This is a genomic window from Polaromonas sp. YR568 (assembly GCF_943371715.1).
GTDB lineage: Bacteria > Pseudomonadota > Gammaproteobacteria > Burkholderiales > Burkholderiaceae_C > Polaromonas.
This window is the reverse complement of record NZ_CALRVW010000035.1, coordinates 1-17,640: the sequence shown is the minus strand read 5'-3', so window position 1 is coordinate 17,640 and position 17,640 is coordinate 1. Positions and strand designations below refer to the sequence as shown.

Genomic DNA, 17,640 nt, shown 5'->3' with positions numbered 1-17,640 from the left:
TCAGGGCGACAGGGCCGCGAGCACCCGCGCCGCGCTGATGTCGTTCAGGCAGCGCGTGTGGCCCAGCGGGCATTCGCGCTCAAAGCACGGCGCGCAATCGAGCGGCGGCAGGTAGTCTGCGTCATTCTTCAGCCAGAGCACCGTGGCTTTCGCGCTCAGCGGCGGCGTGTGCAGCGGGCTCGACGAGCCGAAGATGGCGACCTGCGGCACACCAAAGGCCGCCGCCACATGCATCAGGCCCGAGTCGTTGCTGACCACCTGGCGCGCCGCCGCAATCGCGCATAGCGCCTGCACCAGCGTGGTCTTGCCGGCCAGGTTGATGCAGGCACCGGGTCTCACCGCGTTGGCCGGGCCGGCGATCTCTTCGCACAGCGCCGCTTCCTTGCCCGAGCCCAGCAACACCACCGGCAGGGACAGGCCTTGCGCCAGTTCGGAAAAATGCGCCGCGGGCCAGCGCTTGGCCGGTCCGTATTCCGCGCCCGGAGCAAAGACGTCATAAGCGCCGCGCTCCAGGCCGAGCTCGGCCAGCGCCTGCGCCACCTCGGCCGCCGGCATCTGCAACTGCGGCCGGTCGGTGTCCAGACCGGTGTCGCCGCTGAGCGCCGAATAAAACGCCACCATGGGCGGACGTTGGCCTTTGGCGGGATTTTTCAGGCGATGGGTCAGCAGGCCGATGCGCGCTTCACCGAGGTAACCGACACGTTTGGGAATACCGGCCAGCAGGGGCAGCAAGGCGCTTTTCAGCGAGTTGGGGAGCACGTAGGCGGTGTCGAACTGGCCGGTGATCCGCTTGGCCAGCGCGCGACGCGCCTTCAGCTGCAGGCCGCCGTGGGCAAACGGAAACTCGATGACCTCGTGCACCTGCGGCATCGCGCGGTACACCGGCGCCACCCAGGGAAGGGCGCCGACCGTGAGCTGCTCGCCGCGTGCATGCAGGCGCCGCAACAGCGGCTCGGTCATGACGGCGTCGCCTATCCACTGCGGCGCGATGACGAGGGAACGGTCGGAGTTACCTTGCATGGCTTCCGTTCGCCCTGAGCTTGTCGAAGGGTGTTTGCAAACTGCGATGTCTGAGGAAGGCTTCGACAGGCTCAGCCCGAACGGCCAGGTGCAGCCATCTCAGTGACCAGAGCCGACGTGCTCGCCTGCTTTCAACGCGTAAGTCGTGCCGCAGTACGGGCACTTGGCCTGGCCGGTGCGCGCCACGTCCAGGTAGACCTTGGGGTGGCTGTTCCACACGGCCATCTCGGCCTTGGGGCTGGGGCAGAACACGCCGCCTTGCGGGTTCAGGTCCTTGGCGAGCAGTTCGACAGTGAAAGAGGTACTCATGATCAGACCTTGGCCAGCCAGCCGGCGTATTTGGGGTTGCGGCCATTGACGATGTCAAAAAACGCGCTCTGGATTTTTTCGGTGATGGGACCGCGCGAACCGGCGCCGATCTCGATGCGGTCGAGTTCGCGGATCGGCGTGACTTCGGCGGCGGTGCCGGTGAAGAAGGCCTCGTCGGCGATGTACACCTCGTCGCGCGTGATGCGTTTCTGGATCAGCTCGAGGCCGAGGTCCTTGCAGATGTGCAGGATGGTGTTGCGCGTGATGCCGTTGAGGGCGCCGGCCGACAGGTCGGGCGTGTAGACCACACCGCCCTTGATCACGAAGATGTTCTCGCCTGCGCCTTCGCTGACAAAACCCGAGGCGTCGAGCAGCAAGGCTTCGTCGTAGCCGTCGTCGAGCGCTTCCATGTTGGCGAGGATGGAGTTGGTGTAGTTGCTGACCGCCTTGGCCTGCGTCATGGTGATGTTGACATGGTGGCGCGTGTAGCTGGAGGTTTTCACGCGGATGCCGCGTTGCATGCCTTCCTCGCCGAGGTAGGCACCCCAAGGCCAGGCCGCCACCATCAGGTGGATGGTGTTGCCCTTGGGGCTGACACCCAGCTTTTGCGAGCCGATCCAGGTCAGCGGCCGCAGGTAGCAGCTTTCCAGCTTGTTCTCGCGCACCACGGCCTTTTGCGCTTCCATGACCTCTTCCTGGCTGAAAGGAATTTTCATGCGCAGGATCTTGGCGCTGTTGAACAGGCGCTCGGTGTGTTCCTCCAGCCGGAAGATGGCCGTGCTGCCGTCAGCCGTCTTGTAGGCGCGCACGCCTTCGAAGGCGCCGCAGCCGTAATGCAGGGTGTGGCTCAGGACATGGATTTTGGCGTCGCGCCATTCGACCATCTGGCCATCCATCCAGATTTTGCCGTCGCGGTCTTCCATGGAGGGTGCTACTGGGGACATGGTGCTGATCCTGTGATGAATGTCGTGAAAGGGTTCCCGGCGTCTGGCCGGCTGCCGGACGGACCGGGGAACCTGCCGAAAAACCCGAAATACTGATTTTACGGGCCGGGCGGCGGGCCCTCGGCGGCCGGCAGCGAATCCGGCACCGACGGCCTGAAAAGTTCATGGTGCGCCAGCTTGCCGCCGACAAAGGTGCAGGTGACATGCGACTGGCTGCCATCGGTCCAGCGGAACACCTCGGGCTGGGCATCCTTGTCGGATTGCAGCGCGCCCAGGCTTCGGGTCATGGCCACCACATGCAGCAGCGTCAGGCCCGGTTTGAGCTTGGCATTGAGCATGACGGCGCTGTCAACATACCCGATGGGCCGGTTGGCTGCGCGCTTGAGCACTTGCATCATGCGGGTGAAGTGCAGCAGCAGCCACATCATCAGGCCGCCGACCGCAGCGGCCACACCGGCCCAGCCAAAACCGCGGTAAGCCAGCACCACCACGGCGACGCCGGCAATCGGAACAAAAATTTTCTGGAAGTTCATGGCGCTATTTTCGCAGCCGCCGGCCGCCGCCCGGCTGCGGGGAGTGCGTAGGACCTGGCGCAGCGCCCTGCACACGCGCTATTTCTAGGAGAATCGGCCGTCAGCCCATAAAGGACGGGCTCCAACAGCTCCTGATTTAGTAGCAATTGAACCGCCGAAGCCAGGGCAGCAGCCGTCAGGCGAGGCTTCGCACCACCTCGATCGCCTGCTCCACGCGTTCGACCGCATGGATGGTCAGGCCTTCGATCGGCTTTTTCGGCGCATTCGCCTTCGGCACCACCGCCACGCTGAAACCCAGCTTGGCCGCTTCCTTGAGCCGCTCCTGGCCGCGCGGCGCGGGCCGCACCTCGCCGGCCAGCCCGACCTCGCCGAAAGCGATAAAACCCTTGGGCAACGGCTTGCCGCGCAGGCTGGAGGTGATGGCCAGCATCACGGCCAGGTCGGCCGCCGGCTCGCTGATGCGCACGCCACCGACGGCGTTGACGAACACATCCTGGTCCATGCAGGCAATACCGGCATGGCGGTGCAGCACCGCCAGCAGCATGGCCAGCCGGTCGCGGTCGAGGCCCACCGACAGCCGCCGCGGGCTCGGCCCGCCGCTGTCGACCAGCGCCTGGATTTCTACCAGCAACGGACGCGTGCCTTCCAAAGTCACCATCACACAGCTGCCCGGCACCGGTTCGGGATGCTGGCTCAGAAAAATCGCGCTCGGGTTGCTCACGCCCTTCAGTCCTTTTTCCGTCATGGCGAACACGCCGATCTCGTTGACCGCGCCGAAACGGTTCTTGATCGCGCGCACCAGACGAAAACTCGAATGCGTGTCGCCCTCGAAATACAGCACGGTGTCGACCATGTGTTCGAGCACGCGCGGGCCGGCGAGTGCACCTTCCTTGGTCACGTGACCGACCAGGATGATGCAGACGCCGCTGGACTTGGCCGCGCGCGTCAGGTGGGCCGCACATTCGCGCACTTGGGCGACCGAGCCCGGCGCCGACGTGAGCTGTTCGGAATACACGGTCTGGATGGAATCGATCACGGCCACGGCCGGCCGCGTGGCCTCCAGCGTGGCGAGGATTTTCTCGAGCTGGATCTCCGCCAGCACCTTGACCTGCGAGCCGTCCAGCCCGAGGCGGCGCGAACGCAGCGCGACCTGGGCGCCGCTTTCCTCGCCAGTGACGTAAAGCGTGTCGAGGCCGGCGCGCTGCAGCGAATCGAGCGCCTGCAGCAGCAGCGTGGACTTGCCGATGCCCGGGTCGCCGCCGATCAACACCACACCGCCCTCGACGATGCCGCCGCCCAGCACGCGGTCCAGCTCCTCATGTCCGGTGGGGGTGCGCGCCATGTCGGTGGCCTCGATGTCGGCCAGGGTCGCGACTTCCGACGGTTTGGCCAGCGAGGCAAAGCGGTTTTTCACCGGCGACGAGCTCTCGGCGACCGACTCGATCAGCGTGTTCCACGCGCCGCAATGCGGGCATTTGCCCAGCCATTTGGGGTTGGTGCCACCGCACTCGGTGCAGGTGTAAATCGTCTTGTCTTTGGCCATCCGGCGATATTACTGTATTTATTCACAGTACGGGTTAATCCCGACCTCAAGCAACTGGCGGCAAGTCCTGAATCATTTAACATGTTAAATAAATTCAACTCACCTCATGAACACACCTTTTATTCACCGCAACCTGCCCCGCCTGCTGCTGCAGGCGCGCGAGTCGGTGATGGCGCACACCCGGCCGCGCCTGCGCGAACATGCGCTGAGCGACCAGCAGTGGCGGGTGCTGCGGGTGTTGGGCGAACACGGCGTGGTTGAAACCGGCAAGGTCGCGCGCGAGGCCTTCATCCTCGGCCCCAGCCTGACGGGCGTGCTGACCCGCATGGAGCGCGACGGCCTGATCCAGCGCTCGCGTGATCCGGCAGACCAGCGCCGCACCACCGTGGAAGCCACGGAAAAAGGTGTGCAACTGGTGGCCACGCTCTCGGGGGCCATCGAAGCGCACTATGCATGGATGGAAGCGAGCCTGGGAAAAGACAAGCTCGCGCAGCTGTATGCGCTGCTCGACGAAGTGATTGCACTGGAGCAGCCATGAGCTGGCTACCTGAAGGCACCGTGTACGGCGTGCTGCTGAACTTCCGCGCCGAGGTCGAGGCGCTGGCATCGCAGATGAACCAGCCGCCCTACAAAGTGCCGCCCCAGGCGCCGGTTCTGTATGTCAAGCCGGCCAACACCTGGAGCGCCAGCGGCGCCAGCATCTCCGTGCCGGCTCGGGTCCCCGAGGTCGAAGTCGGCGCCAGCATCGCCATGGTGATGGGTGAGGCCGGCGAAGTGGCGGGCTACGTGCTGGTGAACGACCTCTCCGTTCCGCACGCCAGCTTCTTCCGGCCGCCCGTCAAGTTCAAGTGCCTGGACGGCTTTCTCGGTATCGGCGAACGCCTGGTGCCTGCCAGCGAAGCCGGTGATGCTTCGGGCTTCACGCTGGAAGTGCGCATCAACGGCGAGCTCCAGCAAACCGTGAACTTCAGCCATCTGTTGCGCGACGCCGCCCGGCTGCTGGCCGATGTCGGTGAATTCATGACGCTGCGCCCCGGCGACATGCTGATGCTGGGCTGCGATGCAGGCCGCCCGCTGGCCAAAGCCGGCGACCGCATCGACATCACAGCACCGGGTTTCGGCGTGCTGAGCAACACGCTGGTGGCGGAGGCGTCATGAAACACGCACGTGTTATGTATGAGGGCAAGGCACAACACGCGGTCGAACGTGATGGTCGATTGCAGCTCGACGATGGCCGGCTCGTCAGTGAAGATGCCGTCACCTGGCTGCCGCCGCTGGTGCCCACGCCGCGCCCGCGCACCATCCTCGCACTCGGCCTGAACTACGCTGACCACGCGAAAGAACTCGCATTCAAGGCGCCCGAAGAACCCCTGGTCTTCATCAAGGGCGAAGGCACGCTGACCGGCCACCGGCAGCTCACACGCCGCCCGGCCGGTGTGCAGTTCATGCATTACGAATGTGAACTCACGGTGGTCGTCGGCAAGACTGCCAGAAAGGTCAAGCGCGACGACGCGTACGACTTCATCGCCGGCTACACCATCGCCAACGACTACGCGATCCGTGACTACCTCGAAAACTGGTACCGGCCGAATCTGCGTGTGAAAAACCGCGACACCTGCACGCCGCTCGGACCCTGGCTGGTGGATGCGGCGGACATCGCCGACCCGATGGCATTGGCGCTGCAGACCACCGTCAACGGCCGGGTCACGCAGTCCGGCAACACACGCGACATGATTTTCGATGTGCCCTTCCTGATCGAATATTTCAGCAGCTTCATGACGCTGCAGCCCGGCGACCTGATCCTGACCGGCACACCCGACGGTGTGGTGGACTGCCAGCCCGGCGACGTGGTTGTCACCAGCATCGAAGGCTTGGGCTCGCTTATCAACACGATTGAATGAACATGAAAATAGACCACCTCATCAACGGCAGGACTGTTGCCGGCCGCGACTACTTCGAAACCGTCAACCCCGCCACGCAGGACGTGCTGGCCGAAGTGGCAGCTGGCGGCGAAGCCGAAGTCAACGCCGCCGTGGCCGCGGCGAAAGAGGCCTTTCCGAAGTGGGCCGGCATGCCGGCACCGCAGCGCGCCAAAATCATCCGCAAGCTCGGCGACCTGATTGCCGCGCATGTGCCCGAAATCGCGCAGATGGAGACCAACGACTGCGGCCAGGTGATTGCACAAACCGGCAAGCAGCTGATTCCGCGCGCGGCCGACAACTTTTACTACTTTGCCGAAATGTGCACGCGGGTCGATGGCCACACCTACCCGACCGAAACGCACCTGAACTACACCCTGTATCACCCGACCGGCGTCTGCGCGCTGATCTCGCCGTGGAACGTGCCCTTCATGACGGCCACCTGGAAGGTTGCGCCCTGCCTGGCGTTTGGCAACACCGCGGTGCTGAAGATGAGCGAACTCTCGCCGATGACAGCCGCGCGCCTGGGCGAACTCGCGCTGGAAGCCGGAATCCCGCCGGGCGTGCTCAACATCGTGCACGGCTATGGCAAGGACGCAGGGGAGCCGCTGTGCCGCCACCCCGATGTGCGCGCGATCTCTTTCACCGGATCCACCGCCACCGGCAACCGCATCGTGCAGGCCGCGGGTCTGAAGAAATTCAGCATGGAGCTGGGCGGCAAATCACCGTTCGTGATTTTTGAGGACGCAAACCTCGAGCGCGCGCTCGACGCCGCGGTGTTCATGATTTTTTCCAACAACGGCGAGCGCTGCACCGCCGGCAGCCGCATCCTGGTGCAGCAATCGATTTACGCCGACTTCGTTGCGAAATTCGTGGAGCGCGCCAAACGCATCAAGGTCGGCGACCCCCTCGACGAAACCACCACCATAGGCCCCATGATTTCGCAGGGCCACCTGGCCAAGGTGCGCAGCTACATAGCACTCGGCCCGAAAGAAGGAGCCACCCTGCTGTGCGGCGGGCTCGGCACGCCCGACCTGCCGGAACGCGTGAAGAAAGGCAACTACGTGTTGCCCACGGTGTTTGCCGACGTGGACAACCGCATGCGCATCGCGCAGGAAGAAATTTTCGGCCCCGTCGCCTGCCTGATCCCATTCAAGGATGAAGCCGACGCGATCCGTCTGGCCAACGACACGCAATACGGCCTCTCGAGTTATGTCTGGACCGAGAACCTCGGCCGCGCGCACCGGGTGGCCGCAGCCGTGGAGGCTGGCATGTGTTTCGTGAACAGCCAGAACGTGCGCGACCTGCGTCAGCCTTTCGGCGGCACCAAGGCGTCAGGCACAGGACGTGAGGGCGGCACCTGGAGCTACGAGGTGTTCTGCGAACCCAAGAACGTCGCCGTGTCACTGGGCTCGCACCATATTCCGCATTGGGGAGCCTGAAGATGGGAACACTCGCCCTCGCCGCAAAAATCACACACGTGCCTTCGATGTACCTCAGCGAGCTGGACGGCCCGCGCAAGGGCACGCGGCAAGACGCGATCAACGGGCACCTGGAAATCGACCGGCGTTGCCGCGCTCTGGGCGTGGACACCCTCGTGGTGTTCGACACGCACTGGCTGGTCAACGCGAACTACCACATCAATTGCGCGCCCCACTTCAAGGGCCTGTACACCAGCAACGAGCTGCCGCACTTCATCAGCAACATGAGTTTCGAGTTCCCGGGCAATCCGGCGCTGGGCCAGCTGCTGGCCAAAGCCTGCAATGCGCACGGCGTGGAGACCCTGGCGCACGACGCCACCTCCTTGAGTCCGGAATACGGCACGCTGGTGCCCATGCGTTACATGAACGCCGACCAGCACTACCGGGTGGTGTCGGTCTCGGCGCTGTGCCAGGCGCATTACCTCAACGACAGCGCGCGCCTGGGCTGGGCCATGCGCCGCGCGATTGAAGACGAGTACGACGGAACCGTGGCGCTTTTTGCGAGCGGCTCGCTGTCGCACCGTTTTGCGCAGAACGGCCTGGCACCCGAATACGCTTTCAAGATCTGGAGCCCCTTTCTTGAAACACTGGACCAGGAAGTGGTGCGCATGTGGCAGCGCGGCGACTGGAAAACCTTCTGCGCGATGCTGCCCGAATACGCCGCCAAGGGCCACGGCGAAGGCTTCATGCACGACACCGCCATGCTGCTGGGCGCCTTGGGATGGTCAGACTACGACGCTCAGGCCGAGGTCATCACGCCCTACTTCGGCGCTTCAGGCACCGGGCAGATCAACGCGGTGTTCCCGGTCACGCCGCAAACCGGCGCCGCCATTCCCGCCGTGCAGGCCGCGTCCGCGCAGGGCTACCAGGCCGCGAGCCGGCTCTGACCATACAAGACACCATGCCCCACCTCGTCATCCTCTACACCCCCAACCTCGAGACCGCCACCGACATGACGGTGCTGTGCCGCGCGCTGGCCGACACCATGCTGGCCGTGAAAGATGAGGAGGGCAAACAGGTCTTCCCCACCGGCGGCACGCGGGTGCTGGCCTACCCGGCCGCGCACTACGCGGTGGCTGACGGCAAGCGTGACTACGGCTTTGTCTATCTGAACCTGCGCATGGCTGCTGGCCGCTCGGACGCTACAAAAAAGAGAGCTGGCGACGCTTTGTTGGCAAGCGCTGCGGCTCATTTTGATCCCCTGATGAAGGAGCGGCTGGTCGGCATCACGCTGCAGGTGGACGAAAGCCCCGGCCAGGTCTACGACGGCAAACACAGCAATCTCCACCCCCTCTTCCAGAAAACCTGACCATGTTCAGCCCCGAACTCATTGCCCAGCTGGCCGCCGAACTGGACCACAGCGAGAAGACCCGCGTGCAGATCGAGCATTTTTCAAAGCGTTACCCGGGCATGACCGTCGAGGACGGTTACGCGATTTCGCGCGCGTGGGTGCAAATGAAAATCGCCGGGGGGCGCGTGGCCAGGGGCCACAAGATCGGCCTGACCTCGCGTGCGATGCAGATCTCCAGCCAGATCGACTCGCCCGACTACGGCACGCTGCTGGACGACATGTTTTTTGAGCCCGGCAACATTCCGGCAGCCCGCTTCATCGCGCCGCGCGTGGAAGTGGAACTGGCCTTTGTGCTGAAGAAAAAACTGGAAGGCACACACCTCACGGTGGACGATGTGCTGGACGCCACCGACTACGTGCAGCCCGCGATCGAGATCATCGACGCGCGCATCGAGCAGTTCGACCGCCACAGCAAAGCCATGCGCAAGGTGCAGGACACCATCAGCGACAACGCCGCCAATGCCGGCATCGTGCTGGGCGGGTGCAAGGTGTCGCCGCAGGGCATCGACCTGCCCTGGGTCGGCGCCATCCTGCGCCAGAATGGCGTGGTCGAGGAAACCGGCCTGGCCGCCGGCGTACAGGGCCACCCGGCCATCGGCGTCGCCTGGCTGGCCATGAAACTCGCGCCCTGGGGCGAAGGCCTGCAAGCCGGCGAAGTCGTGCTGGCCGGCTCCTTCACCCGCCCGGTGCTGGCCACAGCCGGCGATGTGTTCGACGCCGACTATGGGCCGCTGGGGCGCTTCAATTTTTCCTTCAAATAAGTCTTCCATGCAAACACCTGTCAATGCCTTCAAGCAGGCCATCGCCCAGAAACAAACCCAGATCGGCCTCTGGCTGGGACTGGCCAGCCCCTACAGCACCGAGATCTGCGCCGGCGCCGGTTTTGACTGGCTGCTGATCGACGGCGAACATGCACCGAACGACATCAACAGCATCCTGGCGCAGCTGCAGGTGATTGCGGCCTACCCCGGTTCGCACGCGATGGCACGGGTGCCCATGGGCCACGGCCATGTCGGCGAAGCGCTGATCAAGCAGTACCTGGACATCGGCGTGCAGACCTTGCTGGTGCCCATGGTGGACACCCCCGAACAGGCCGCCGCGCTGGTGCGCGCCTCGCGTTATCCGCAATTCGACGCGCAGGGCAAGGACATAGGCGGCATACGCGGCATGGGCGGCGCGCGCGCTTCGCGCTGGGGCCGTTACCCGCAGTACGCGCATGAAGCCAATGCACAGGTCTGCCTGCTGGTGCAGGCAGAAACACAGCTGGCGCTCGACAACCTGGACGCCATCGCCGCCGTGGACGGTGTGGATGGTGTCTTCATCGGCCCGGCCGACCTGTCGGCGTCCATGGGCCATGTGGGCAACCCGGGCCATCCCGAGGTGCAGGCGGCCATCGAATCGGCGATCGCGCGCATCCTGAAAGCAGGCAAGGCGCCCGGCATCCTGACGACCGACGAACAACTGGCACGCCACTACATCGCCCTGGGCGCCACCTTTGTGGCCGTGGGACTGGACACCCAGCTGCTGGTGCGCCACACCAGCGCACTGGCCGCGAGCTTCAAGGCCGGCGTGCAGCTTGCGCCGGCGGGGAAGACGTATTGATGGCTGCGACCGCCCCCGTCTGCCTCATCACCGGTTCCGCCACCGGCATAGGCGCGGCCTGTGCTCGCCAGTTCGTGGCGCAGGGCTGGTATGTCGCCCTGAGCCACCTGGACGACAGCACCTTCGCCGAGGCCCAGGCGCTGGCCGAAGACTGCGAGGCCGCCGGCGCGCAGGTGTTGCTGCAGACCCTGGACGTGCGCGACGAAGCCGCCTGCCAGGCGTATGTGACGGCCGTGCTCGCACGCTTCGGCCGCATCGATGCCCTGGTCAACAGCGCGGGCACCACCCGTTTTATCCCCCACACCGATCTGGACGCGCTCGGGGAAGACGAATTTCACCGCACCTATGACGTCAACGTGGTCGGCGCCTACCGCATGGTGCGCGCCTGCGCCGCCGCGCTCAAGGCCAGCGGCGGCAGCATCCTCAACATTTCCTCGATAGGCGGCGTGCTCGGTCGTGGCTCGTCCATGGCTTACGCAGCGTCCAAAGGCGCACTCAACACCCTGACCCTGGCGCTGGCGCGTTCCCTGGCGCCGCAAATCCGCGTCAACGCAATTGCACCGGGGTTTGTCGATGGCGGCCTGCCGGGCCGGGTGCTGGAAAAAGCGCAGTACGCACAAGTGATGGCCAGCCAGACCGCTGCAGCCGTGCTGCAGCGCGTGTCGCAGCCCGAAGAAGTTGCGGCCCTGGCCTGGTTTGTCACCACGCAGGCACCGGCCATGACCGGTAACGTGCTGGTTATGGACAACGGCCTGCACCTCAACCCCGGATAAGAACCACCCATGAACAACAACAACGACAGCAACAAAGGAAACAACGGCGACACCCCGCCGCGAAAATTCAGATCGGCCACGATTTACGAAGGCACAGTGCGCGCCACCACGCGCAGCTTTCTCTACGCGCTGGGCCAGGACGACGAGGAAATCACGCGTCCGCACATCGGCGTGTTCCACACCGGCGGCGAGATGAGCCCCTGCAACCTGAACCTGCGCGAGCAGGCGCAACACGCCAAGACCGGCATCTACGCGCACGGCGGCATGCCGCACGAATGCCCGGTGGTCTCGGTCTCCGACGGCCTGACCATGGCGCATTCGGGCATGCGGTTTTCGCTGATCTCGCGCGAACTGATCGCCGACAGCGTGGAGGCCTCGACGCGTGGCCACCAGTGGGACGGCATCTTCGGCATCGGCGCCTGCGACAAGAACCTGCCCGGCCTGATGATGGGCATGGTGCGCTGCAATGTGCCCAGCGTGTTTGTGCACGGCGGCTCCGCCTTGCCGGGCCAGGCGCCCGGTGTGGACGGGCGCGACCTCAATGTGGTCGACACCTACGAGACCATCGGCAAGGTGTTGGCCGGCGACGCCACGCAGGATGAACTCGAGGCCATCAGCCACGCCTGCCTGCCGACCGCCGGGGCCTGCGCCGGCCAGTTCACCGCCAACACCATGGGCATGGTGTCGGAGGCGCTGGGGCTGGCGCCGATCGGTTCGAGCATGGTGCCGGCCGTGTTCAGCGAACGCGCGCCCCTGATGCGCCGCGCCGCCAAAACCTTGATGAAAGCCGTGATGGGCGAGGCCCCGCTGCCGCGCGACATCGTCACGCGGCAGGCGCTGGAAAACGCCTGCGCGGTGGTCTCGGCCACCGGCGGCTCGACCAATGCCGCACTACACCTGCCGGCGATTGCGCATGAGGCCGGCATCCGCTTCCACCTCGACGACGTGGCGGAAATATTTGCGCGCACGCCGCTGATCGCCGACCTGCGTCCGGGCGGCAAGTACCTGGCGCGCGACCTGTATTACGTGGGCGGTGCCGGCGTGGTGATGCGCGAGCTGCTGGAGCGCGGCTACCTGCACGGCGACGCGCTGACTTTCACCGGCCGCACGCTGGCCGAAGAACTGGCCGGTGCGCCCGCGCCCGACGGCCGTGTGGTGCGCGACCTGGCGCATGCGCTGTCGCTGGACGGCGGCCTGGCGGTGCTCAAGGGCAACCTCTGCCCGGACGGCGCGCTGCTGAAAACCGCCGGACTGGCGACGCTGGTACACCGTGGGCCGGCGCGTGTGTTTGATTCGGAAGAACAGGCCCAGACCGCGGTGCAGCAGCGCCTGTACCAGAGCGGCGACGTGATCGTGATCCGCAACGAGGGCCCGAAAGGCAGCCCGGGTATGCGCGAGATGCTGGGCATCACCGCGCTGCTGTATGGCCAGGGCATGGGCGACAAGGTGGCCTTGCTGACCGATGGCCGGTTTTCCGGAGCAACCCGCGGCCTGTGCATCGGTTACGTCGGACCCGAGGCTGCTGACGGCGGACCGATCGCCGCCCTGCGGGACGGCGATATCGTCAGCATCGACGCGCGGCCCGCCGCGCGCAGCATCACCGTGGACCTGAGCCCCGAACAAATCACCCAACGCCTGGCAAGCCGGCAGGCGGGCAGCGCCGCGCCGCTGGGCGGCCTGCTGGAAAAATACGCATTGACCGTGCGTCCCGCCCACCAGGGCGCGGTCACCCATTCCGGGGCCGTGGTCTGGCTGCGCGACGCTTCCTGAGTTTTCGTTCGCTTCATTACAACCCACCCAAGGAGACATATCCATGAACATCACCCGCCGCCAGGTCATCCAATCCGCAGGCGCCTCCGCGCTGCTGGCCAGCATCGGCCAGACCGCCTGGGCCCAGGCCCTGGACAACCTCAAGATCGTCACCGGCTTTGCCGCCGGCGGCACCTCGGACACCCTGTGCCGCCGCGTCGGCACCAGGATGACGCCCGACTACGCCAAAAGCGTGCAGGTGGAAAACCGCACCGGCGCCGGCGGCCAGATCGCGATCCAGTATGTCAAGGCCGCGGCGCCGGACGGCAGCACCCTGCTGCAGACGCCAACCTCCATGTTGACGATCTACCCGCACATCTACAAAAAACTGCCCTACGAGCCGCTGGTCGACCTGAGCCCGGTGTCGCTGGCCTGCGCCTTCGACTTCGGTTTTGCCGTCGGCCCCGCCGTGCCGATGACCGTCAAGACGGTGGCCGACTTCCTGGCTTGGGCCAAGGCCAACCCTCTGGGCGCCAATTTCGGTTCGCCCGCGGCCGGCTCCACCCCGCACTTCGTGGGCGCGCTGCTGGGCAAAAGCGCCGGTGTGGACCTCAAACATGCGGCCTACCGCGGCACCCAGCCGGCCATGCTGGACCTGCTGGGCGGCAACGTGTCGGCGGTGTCGGGTCCGATCGGCGACATCACCCAGCACCTGGCTACCGGCAAGGTCCGCATCCTGGGTGTCTCGGGCGCCAGGCGCAGCCGCTTCGCACCCGACGTGCCCACGTTCTCGGAGCAGGGCCTCAAGGACATGACACACAGCGAGTGGTTCGCCTTCCTGCTGCCGGCCAAAGCCCCGGCCGAGGTGGTCAACCGCATGCATGCCGCCCTGAAAGTCGCGCTGGCGCAGAAGGACGTGATCGACGGCCTGGCCACCTTCGGCCTGGAAGCCATATCCTCGACCCCGGCCGAGCTGACCGAGCTGATCAGGAAAGACACGGCCAAGTGGGCGCCCATCGTCAAGTCGGTGGGTTTCACGGCCGACGCTTGAAGACATGGCCCCCACGTTCGTTCACTGCGTGTAACTCTCTGCCCCCCGAGGGGGCCGCTGCGCCTGCGGGCCGGCAAAGCCGGACCCGCGGCCCCTGCTTGAAAATGCAGAAATACACTGGCCCCCTCGCTTGATTGATTGATCGTAGAAGTAAATCACCATGAATGCTGTATTGAAAACCTCGCCCCCCGGCATGCACCCTGACGAGTGGCAGGCCCGCCTGCAACTGGCCGCCTGTTACCGCGTGTTTGCCATGCTGGGCTGGACCGAGATGATCTACAACCACATCACGGTGCGGCTGCCGGACAGCGTCACCGGGGGGGGCAAGCAATTCCTGATCAACCCCTTCGGCCTGCACTACAGCGAAGTCACTGCATCGAACCTGGTGAAGATCGACCTGCTGGGCCGGGTCCTGGACGGATCGACCCACCGGGTCAACCCGGCCGGCTTCACCGTGCACGCGGCGATCCACGACGGCCTGCCCGATGCGCACTGCGTGATGCACACCCACACCACCGCCGGCGTGGCGGTCGCCTGCCTGCAGGGCGGCCTGCAGCAGACCAACTTCTACACGGCCCAGCTGCATGACAAGGTGGCTTATCACGACTTCGAAGGCATCACCATCCACGCCGAGGAAGGCCCGCGCCTGGTCCGCAACATCGGCACGCGGCAGGCGGTGATCTTGCGCAACCACGGCCTGCTGACCTGGGGCCACACCCTGCCGCAGGCCTTTGCCATCTTGTGGACGCTGCAGCGCGCCTGCGAAATCCAGCTGGCCACCTTCAGCATGGGCCCGGCGATTCCCGTGAGCGACGACGTGGCGCAAAAATCCACGCGCGACGCGCTGCAGTTCCAGCCGGCCTACGGCGCCGGTCAGGACGTCTTTGACGCCCTGGTGCGGCAGGTCGACCGGCTCGACAACAGCTATCAAAACTAGAGCGTCTTGCGTCCCTCAACAAAGGGCTGGAAGCCAAAATGACCCACAAAACAATTAACACGGCCTGTATTTACGGCGCTGGCGCCATCGGCGGCTGGCTGGGCGCCGGACTCGCGGCGGCCGGCTGCAAGGTCAGCGTGGTGGCGCGCGGCGCGACGCTGGAAGCGCTCAACCAGCACGGCCTTCGTGTGGCGAGCGGAACGGACACACGTTCCGCCGCCGTACAGGCCAGCGCGGACCCGGCCGCGCTGGGCGTGCAGGACCTGGTGGTCATCGCGGTGAAGGCACCGGCGCTGCTCGACGTGGCACGCCAGATCGCACCCCTCATCGGCCCCGACACCCTCGTTCTGACCGCCATGAACGGCGTGCCCTGGTGGTTCTTCCAGGGGTTCGGCGGCCCCTATGCCGACACGACATTGAAGGCGGTGGACGCCACCGGCGAAATCGCCGCGGCCATTCCGGCGGCGGCCATCATCGGTTGCGTGGTGCACGCGAGCTGCTCGGTCGACGCGCCCGGCCTGATTCGCCACCATTTCGGCAACGGCCTCATCATCGGCGAACCTTCGGGCGTGCAAAGCCCGCGTGTGCAGGCGCTGGCGGACCTGCTGGTGCGCGCCGGTTTTGCGGCCAGCGTGTCGGCGCAGATCCAGAAAGATGCCTGGTACAAACTCTGGGGCAACATGACGGTCAACCCGATCAGCGCCTTCACTGGCGCGACCACCGACCTGATCCTGGGCGACCCGCTGGTGCGCGACTTCATCTCGAAAATCATGCTCGAAGCCAAGGAGATAGGCGCACGCATCGGCATCCCGATTGACCAGCAACCGGAAGACCGGCATGCGGTGACGCTCAAGCTCGGCGCCTTCAAGACCTCCATGCTGCAGGACGTGGAAGCCGGCAAGGCGGTCGAGCTCGATGCGCTGGTCACCGTCGTGAAAGAACTGGGCGAGCTGACGCAGGTGCCCACACCCTTTACCGACGCGCTGTTGGGCCTCTCGCGCCTGCACGCCCGCGTGCACGGGCTGTACCCATGAGCAGCCACCGCGCCCTGAGCGGCACCGCCTTTGCCACGCTGCTGCTGATCGCGCTGATGATGGGCGCCAACCATGTGGCGGCGCGCCTGGCCTTCAACAACGGCGTGGACGTCGCCACCGCCGTCGCTTTCCGCAGCGTGGTCACCGCTCTGGCGGTGGCGGCCCTGCTGGCCATCCAGCGTGTGCCGCTGCGCTTCACTGCGCGCAACAAGCGCATCCTGCCGGTCATCGGCCTGTTGATCGCGGTGCAGAGCCTGTGCCTGTACTCGGCCGTCGCACGGCTGCCGGTGGCGCTGGCCCTGCTGGCCTTCAACACCTACCCGATCTGGACGGCGCTGTGGGACTGGGCGCTGTACCGCCGCTCACCCGAACGCGCCCTGCTGCTGGCCATGCCGGTGATCCTGATCGGGCTGGCGCTGGCGCTCGACGTGCTGGGCGCCGCTTCGGGCCTGGGCGCGGCCGGGCAGTGGGGCCGCATCGGCACCGGGGTGGCCTTTGCGCTGGCAGCAGCCGCCACGTTTGGCGTGGCGCTGGTGCTGACCCAGCACGAGGCCGGCGACGTCGACGGCCGCGTGCGCACCCTGACCACCATGAGCATCGTCGGCCTGTTTGCACTGGCCGGCGTGGCAGTGCAGGGCGGCTTCCAGCTGCCGCAGGCGCCCATCGGCTGGTGGGGCCTGGCGGCGCTGACCTTTCTGTATGGCACGGCCTTCACCATCATGTTCACCGTGCTGCCCAAACTGGGCGTGGTCGGAAACTCGGCCATTATGAATGTGGAACCGGTGTTTGCGCTGGTGCTGGCCTGGCTGATCCTGGGCCAGGCGATTGCGCCGGTGCAGGTGGCCGGCGCGCTGCTGGTGGTCGGTGCGGTGATGGTGCTGGGGCTGAGGAAGCGCTGAGCTTACCAAGGCGCCTTCGCAGTGGCAAGCCCCAACACTGGGGTATGCAGAAGACAGCAGGGCTTAACCCCCCACTCCCTCCCCCCGCCCCTCCCTCGCCCCGCTGGGCGATGGCGGGGAGCTTCATTGGCCGCGTGTGCTGCACCAACGTGCATACATGACAGCCGCTTGCCCCGACATGACGCGCTGCGCGCGTCATGTCTCCCCGCACCCGATCCCGCATTTGTTCCCCACCCGTCGGGCTGGGCCGAGGAGCGCAGCCGAAAGCGGATCAGGGCGAGCGATTGTCTGAGCGAAGCGAGTTCGAGCTCGACCCCTCTTTCGGCGAGCACCGCAGGCTGCCCGTAGCGAAGCGAAGGGACCCAGACCATCGGGTCGCCTTTCTTTTGGGTACTTTTCTTTGGCGAAGCAAAGAAAAGTGCCTCGCCCGCCGGGGCGAGTCCCGGCCAGCAGGCATACCCAGCGGCACGAGCAAACCAACATGGATCCCGGATC

Annotated in this window: 19 protein-coding genes; 14 read left to right on the top strand and 5 right to left on the bottom strand. The window is 65.7% G+C overall.

Translation table 11 applies throughout. The features are described from left to right. From waaF to radA, 5 genes are all read right to left on the bottom strand, one after another. Window positions 1-1,020, bottom strand: coding sequence for a lipopolysaccharide heptosyltransferase II (waaF, locus tag AAG813_RS18295; RefSeq protein ID WP_341917359.1), 1,020 nt, complete (start codon window positions 1,018-1,020; stop codon window positions 1-3). Window positions 1,021-1,119: 99 nt separating this feature from the next. Then, window positions 1,120-1,329: a zinc-finger domain-containing protein gene (locus AAG813_RS18290; protein WP_341917358.1), complete on the bottom strand. Its 210-nt coding sequence runs from the start codon at window positions 1,327-1,329 to the stop codon at window positions 1,120-1,122. Window positions 1,330-1,331: 2 nt separating this feature from the next. Next, on the bottom strand, window positions 1,332-2,273 hold the full coding sequence (locus tag AAG813_RS18285; RefSeq protein ID WP_341917357.1) for a branched-chain amino acid transaminase: 942 nt from the start codon (window positions 2,271-2,273) through the stop codon (window positions 1,332-1,334). A 98-nt stretch (window positions 2,274-2,371) separates the two neighbouring features. Then, complete coding sequence (locus AAG813_RS18280) at window positions 2,372-2,806, bottom strand: glycerate kinase (RefSeq protein WP_341917355.1); 435 nt, start codon at window positions 2,804-2,806, stop codon at window positions 2,372-2,374. A 175-nt stretch (window positions 2,807-2,981) separates the two neighbouring features. Continuing rightward, window positions 2,982-4,349 (bottom strand): DNA repair protein RadA, encoded by a 1,368-nt coding sequence (gene radA / locus AAG813_RS18275; RefSeq protein WP_341917354.1) that lies wholly within the window; start codon window positions 4,347-4,349, stop codon window positions 2,982-2,984. A 106-nt stretch (window positions 4,350-4,455) separates the two neighbouring features. Between radA and hpaR the strand changes: the two genes are divergently transcribed. The 14 genes from hpaR to AAG813_RS18205 all read left to right on the top strand — a co-directional run bounded on the left by hpaR (window position 4,456) and on the right by AAG813_RS18205 (window position 17,145). Beyond that, window positions 4,456-4,887, top strand: coding sequence for a homoprotocatechuate degradation operon regulator HpaR (gene hpaR / locus AAG813_RS18270; RefSeq protein ID WP_341917352.1), 432 nt, complete (start codon window positions 4,456-4,458; stop codon window positions 4,885-4,887). Continuing rightward, window positions 4,884-5,507: a fumarylacetoacetate hydrolase family protein gene (locus AAG813_RS18265; protein ID WP_341917351.1), complete on the top strand. Its 624-nt coding sequence runs from the start codon at window positions 4,884-4,886 to the stop codon at window positions 5,505-5,507. The genes hpaR and AAG813_RS18265 overlap by 4 nt, the downstream gene beginning before the upstream one ends. Beyond that, on the top strand, window positions 5,504-6,250 hold the full coding sequence (locus tag AAG813_RS18260) for a fumarylacetoacetate hydrolase family protein (RefSeq protein WP_341917349.1): 747 nt from the start codon (window positions 5,504-5,506) through the stop codon (window positions 6,248-6,250). The genes AAG813_RS18265 and AAG813_RS18260 overlap by 4 nt, the downstream gene beginning before the upstream one ends. A 2-nt stretch (window positions 6,251-6,252) precedes the next feature. Next, a complete protein-coding gene (hpaE, locus tag AAG813_RS18255) occupies window positions 6,253-7,710 on the top strand; it encodes a 5-carboxymethyl-2-hydroxymuconate semialdehyde dehydrogenase (RefSeq protein ID WP_341917347.1) in 1,458 nt (485 codons plus the stop codon). 2 nt (window positions 7,711-7,712) lie between these two features. Further along, the gene (hpaD, locus tag AAG813_RS18250; protein WP_341917345.1) at window positions 7,713-8,636 is read left to right on the top strand and encodes a 3,4-dihydroxyphenylacetate 2,3-dioxygenase; all 924 of its coding nucleotides are present in this window, start codon (window positions 7,713-7,715) and stop codon (window positions 8,634-8,636) included. Window positions 8,637-8,650: 14 nt separating this feature from the next. Further along, window positions 8,651-9,058, top strand: coding sequence for a 5-carboxymethyl-2-hydroxymuconate Delta-isomerase (locus AAG813_RS18245; protein ID WP_341917343.1), 408 nt, complete (start codon window positions 8,651-8,653; stop codon window positions 9,056-9,058). Window positions 9,059-9,060: 2 nt separating this feature from the next. Then, window positions 9,061-9,861 (top strand): 2-oxo-hept-4-ene-1,7-dioate hydratase, encoded by an 801-nt coding sequence (gene hpaH / locus AAG813_RS18240; protein WP_341917341.1) that lies wholly within the window; start codon window positions 9,061-9,063, stop codon window positions 9,859-9,861. Between the two features lie 7 nt (window positions 9,862-9,868). Beyond that, window positions 9,869-10,702 (top strand): aldolase/citrate lyase family protein, encoded by an 834-nt coding sequence (locus AAG813_RS18235; protein ID WP_341917339.1) that lies wholly within the window; start codon window positions 9,869-9,871, stop codon window positions 10,700-10,702. After that, a complete protein-coding gene (locus tag AAG813_RS18230) occupies window positions 10,702-11,475 on the top strand; it encodes an SDR family oxidoreductase (protein ID WP_341917337.1) in 774 nt (257 codons plus the stop codon). Before AAG813_RS18235 ends, AAG813_RS18230 begins: the two co-directional genes overlap by 1 nt. Window positions 11,476-11,484: 9 nt before the next feature. Then, the gene (gene ilvD / locus AAG813_RS18225) at window positions 11,485-13,245 is read left to right on the top strand and encodes a dihydroxy-acid dehydratase (protein WP_341917334.1); all 1,761 of its coding nucleotides are present in this window, start codon (window positions 11,485-11,487) and stop codon (window positions 13,243-13,245) included. 43 nt (window positions 13,246-13,288) lie between these two features. Next, window positions 13,289-14,275: a Bug family tripartite tricarboxylate transporter substrate binding protein gene (locus tag AAG813_RS18220; protein ID WP_341917332.1), complete on the top strand. Its 987-nt coding sequence runs from the start codon at window positions 13,289-13,291 to the stop codon at window positions 14,273-14,275. A 160-nt stretch (window positions 14,276-14,435) separates the two neighbouring features. Then, complete coding sequence (locus tag AAG813_RS18215) at window positions 14,436-15,212, top strand: class II aldolase/adducin family protein (RefSeq protein WP_341917331.1); 777 nt, start codon at window positions 14,436-14,438, stop codon at window positions 15,210-15,212. Between the two features lie 38 nt (window positions 15,213-15,250). Beyond that, entirely contained in the window at window positions 15,251-16,246 is a 996-nt protein-coding gene (locus tag AAG813_RS18210) for a 2-dehydropantoate 2-reductase (RefSeq protein WP_341917329.1), read from the top strand. After that, the gene (locus AAG813_RS18205; protein WP_341917328.1) at window positions 16,243-17,145 is read left to right on the top strand and encodes a DMT family transporter; all 903 of its coding nucleotides are present in this window, start codon (window positions 16,243-16,245) and stop codon (window positions 17,143-17,145) included. Before AAG813_RS18210 ends, AAG813_RS18205 begins: the two co-directional genes overlap by 4 nt. Window positions 17,146-17,640: the final 495 nt, after the last annotated feature.

What these genes read in the sequence shown, in the direction of transcription:
- AAG813_RS18265 (WP_341917351.1), top strand. Translation starts at nt 4,884, where the DNA reads ATGAGCTGGCTACCTGAAGGCACCGTGTACGGCGTGCTGCTGAACTTC.
- waaF (WP_341917359.1), bottom strand. Translation starts at nt 1,020, where the DNA reads ATGCAAGGTAACTCCGACCGTTCCCTCGTCATCGCGCCGCAGTGGATA.
- hpaE (WP_341917347.1), top strand. Translation starts at nt 6,253, where the DNA reads ATGAAAATAGACCACCTCATCAACGGCAGGACTGTTGCCGGCCGCGAC.
- AAG813_RS18235 (WP_341917339.1), top strand. Translation starts at nt 9,869, where the DNA reads ATGCAAACACCTGTCAATGCCTTCAAGCAGGCCATCGCCCAGAAACAA.
- hpaH (WP_341917341.1), top strand. Translation starts at nt 9,061, where the DNA reads ATGTTCAGCCCCGAACTCATTGCCCAGCTGGCCGCCGAACTGGACCAC.
- AAG813_RS18285 (WP_341917357.1), bottom strand. Translation starts at nt 2,273, where the DNA reads ATGTCCCCAGTAGCACCCTCCATGGAAGACCGCGACGGCAAAATCTGG.
- AAG813_RS18290 (WP_341917358.1), bottom strand. Translation starts at nt 1,329, where the DNA reads ATGAGTACCTCTTTCACTGTCGAACTGCTCGCCAAGGACCTGAACCCG.
- hpaR (WP_341917352.1), top strand. Translation starts at nt 4,456, where the DNA reads ATGAACACACCTTTTATTCACCGCAACCTGCCCCGCCTGCTGCTGCAG.
- AAG813_RS18205 (WP_341917328.1), top strand. Translation starts at nt 16,243, where the DNA reads ATGAGCAGCCACCGCGCCCTGAGCGGCACCGCCTTTGCCACGCTGCTG.
- AAG813_RS18260 (WP_341917349.1), top strand. Translation starts at nt 5,504, where the DNA reads ATGAAACACGCACGTGTTATGTATGAGGGCAAGGCACAACACGCGGTC.
- AAG813_RS18220 (WP_341917332.1), top strand. Translation starts at nt 13,289, where the DNA reads ATGAACATCACCCGCCGCCAGGTCATCCAATCCGCAGGCGCCTCCGCG.
- AAG813_RS18215 (WP_341917331.1), top strand. Translation starts at nt 14,436, where the DNA reads ATGAATGCTGTATTGAAAACCTCGCCCCCCGGCATGCACCCTGACGAG.
- hpaD (WP_341917345.1), top strand. Translation starts at nt 7,713, where the DNA reads ATGGGAACACTCGCCCTCGCCGCAAAAATCACACACGTGCCTTCGATG.
- radA (WP_341917354.1), bottom strand. Translation starts at nt 4,349, where the DNA reads ATGGCCAAAGACAAGACGATTTACACCTGCACCGAGTGCGGTGGCACC.
- AAG813_RS18245 (WP_341917343.1), top strand. Translation starts at nt 8,651, where the DNA reads ATGCCCCACCTCGTCATCCTCTACACCCCCAACCTCGAGACCGCCACC.
- AAG813_RS18280 (WP_341917355.1), bottom strand. Translation starts at nt 2,806, where the DNA reads ATGAACTTCCAGAAAATTTTTGTTCCGATTGCCGGCGTCGCCGTGGTG.
- ilvD (WP_341917334.1), top strand. Translation starts at nt 11,485, where the DNA reads ATGAACAACAACAACGACAGCAACAAAGGAAACAACGGCGACACCCCG.
- AAG813_RS18230 (WP_341917337.1), top strand. Translation starts at nt 10,702, where the DNA reads ATGGCTGCGACCGCCCCCGTCTGCCTCATCACCGGTTCCGCCACCGGC.
- AAG813_RS18210 (WP_341917329.1), top strand. Translation starts at nt 15,251, where the DNA reads ATGACCCACAAAACAATTAACACGGCCTGTATTTACGGCGCTGGCGCC.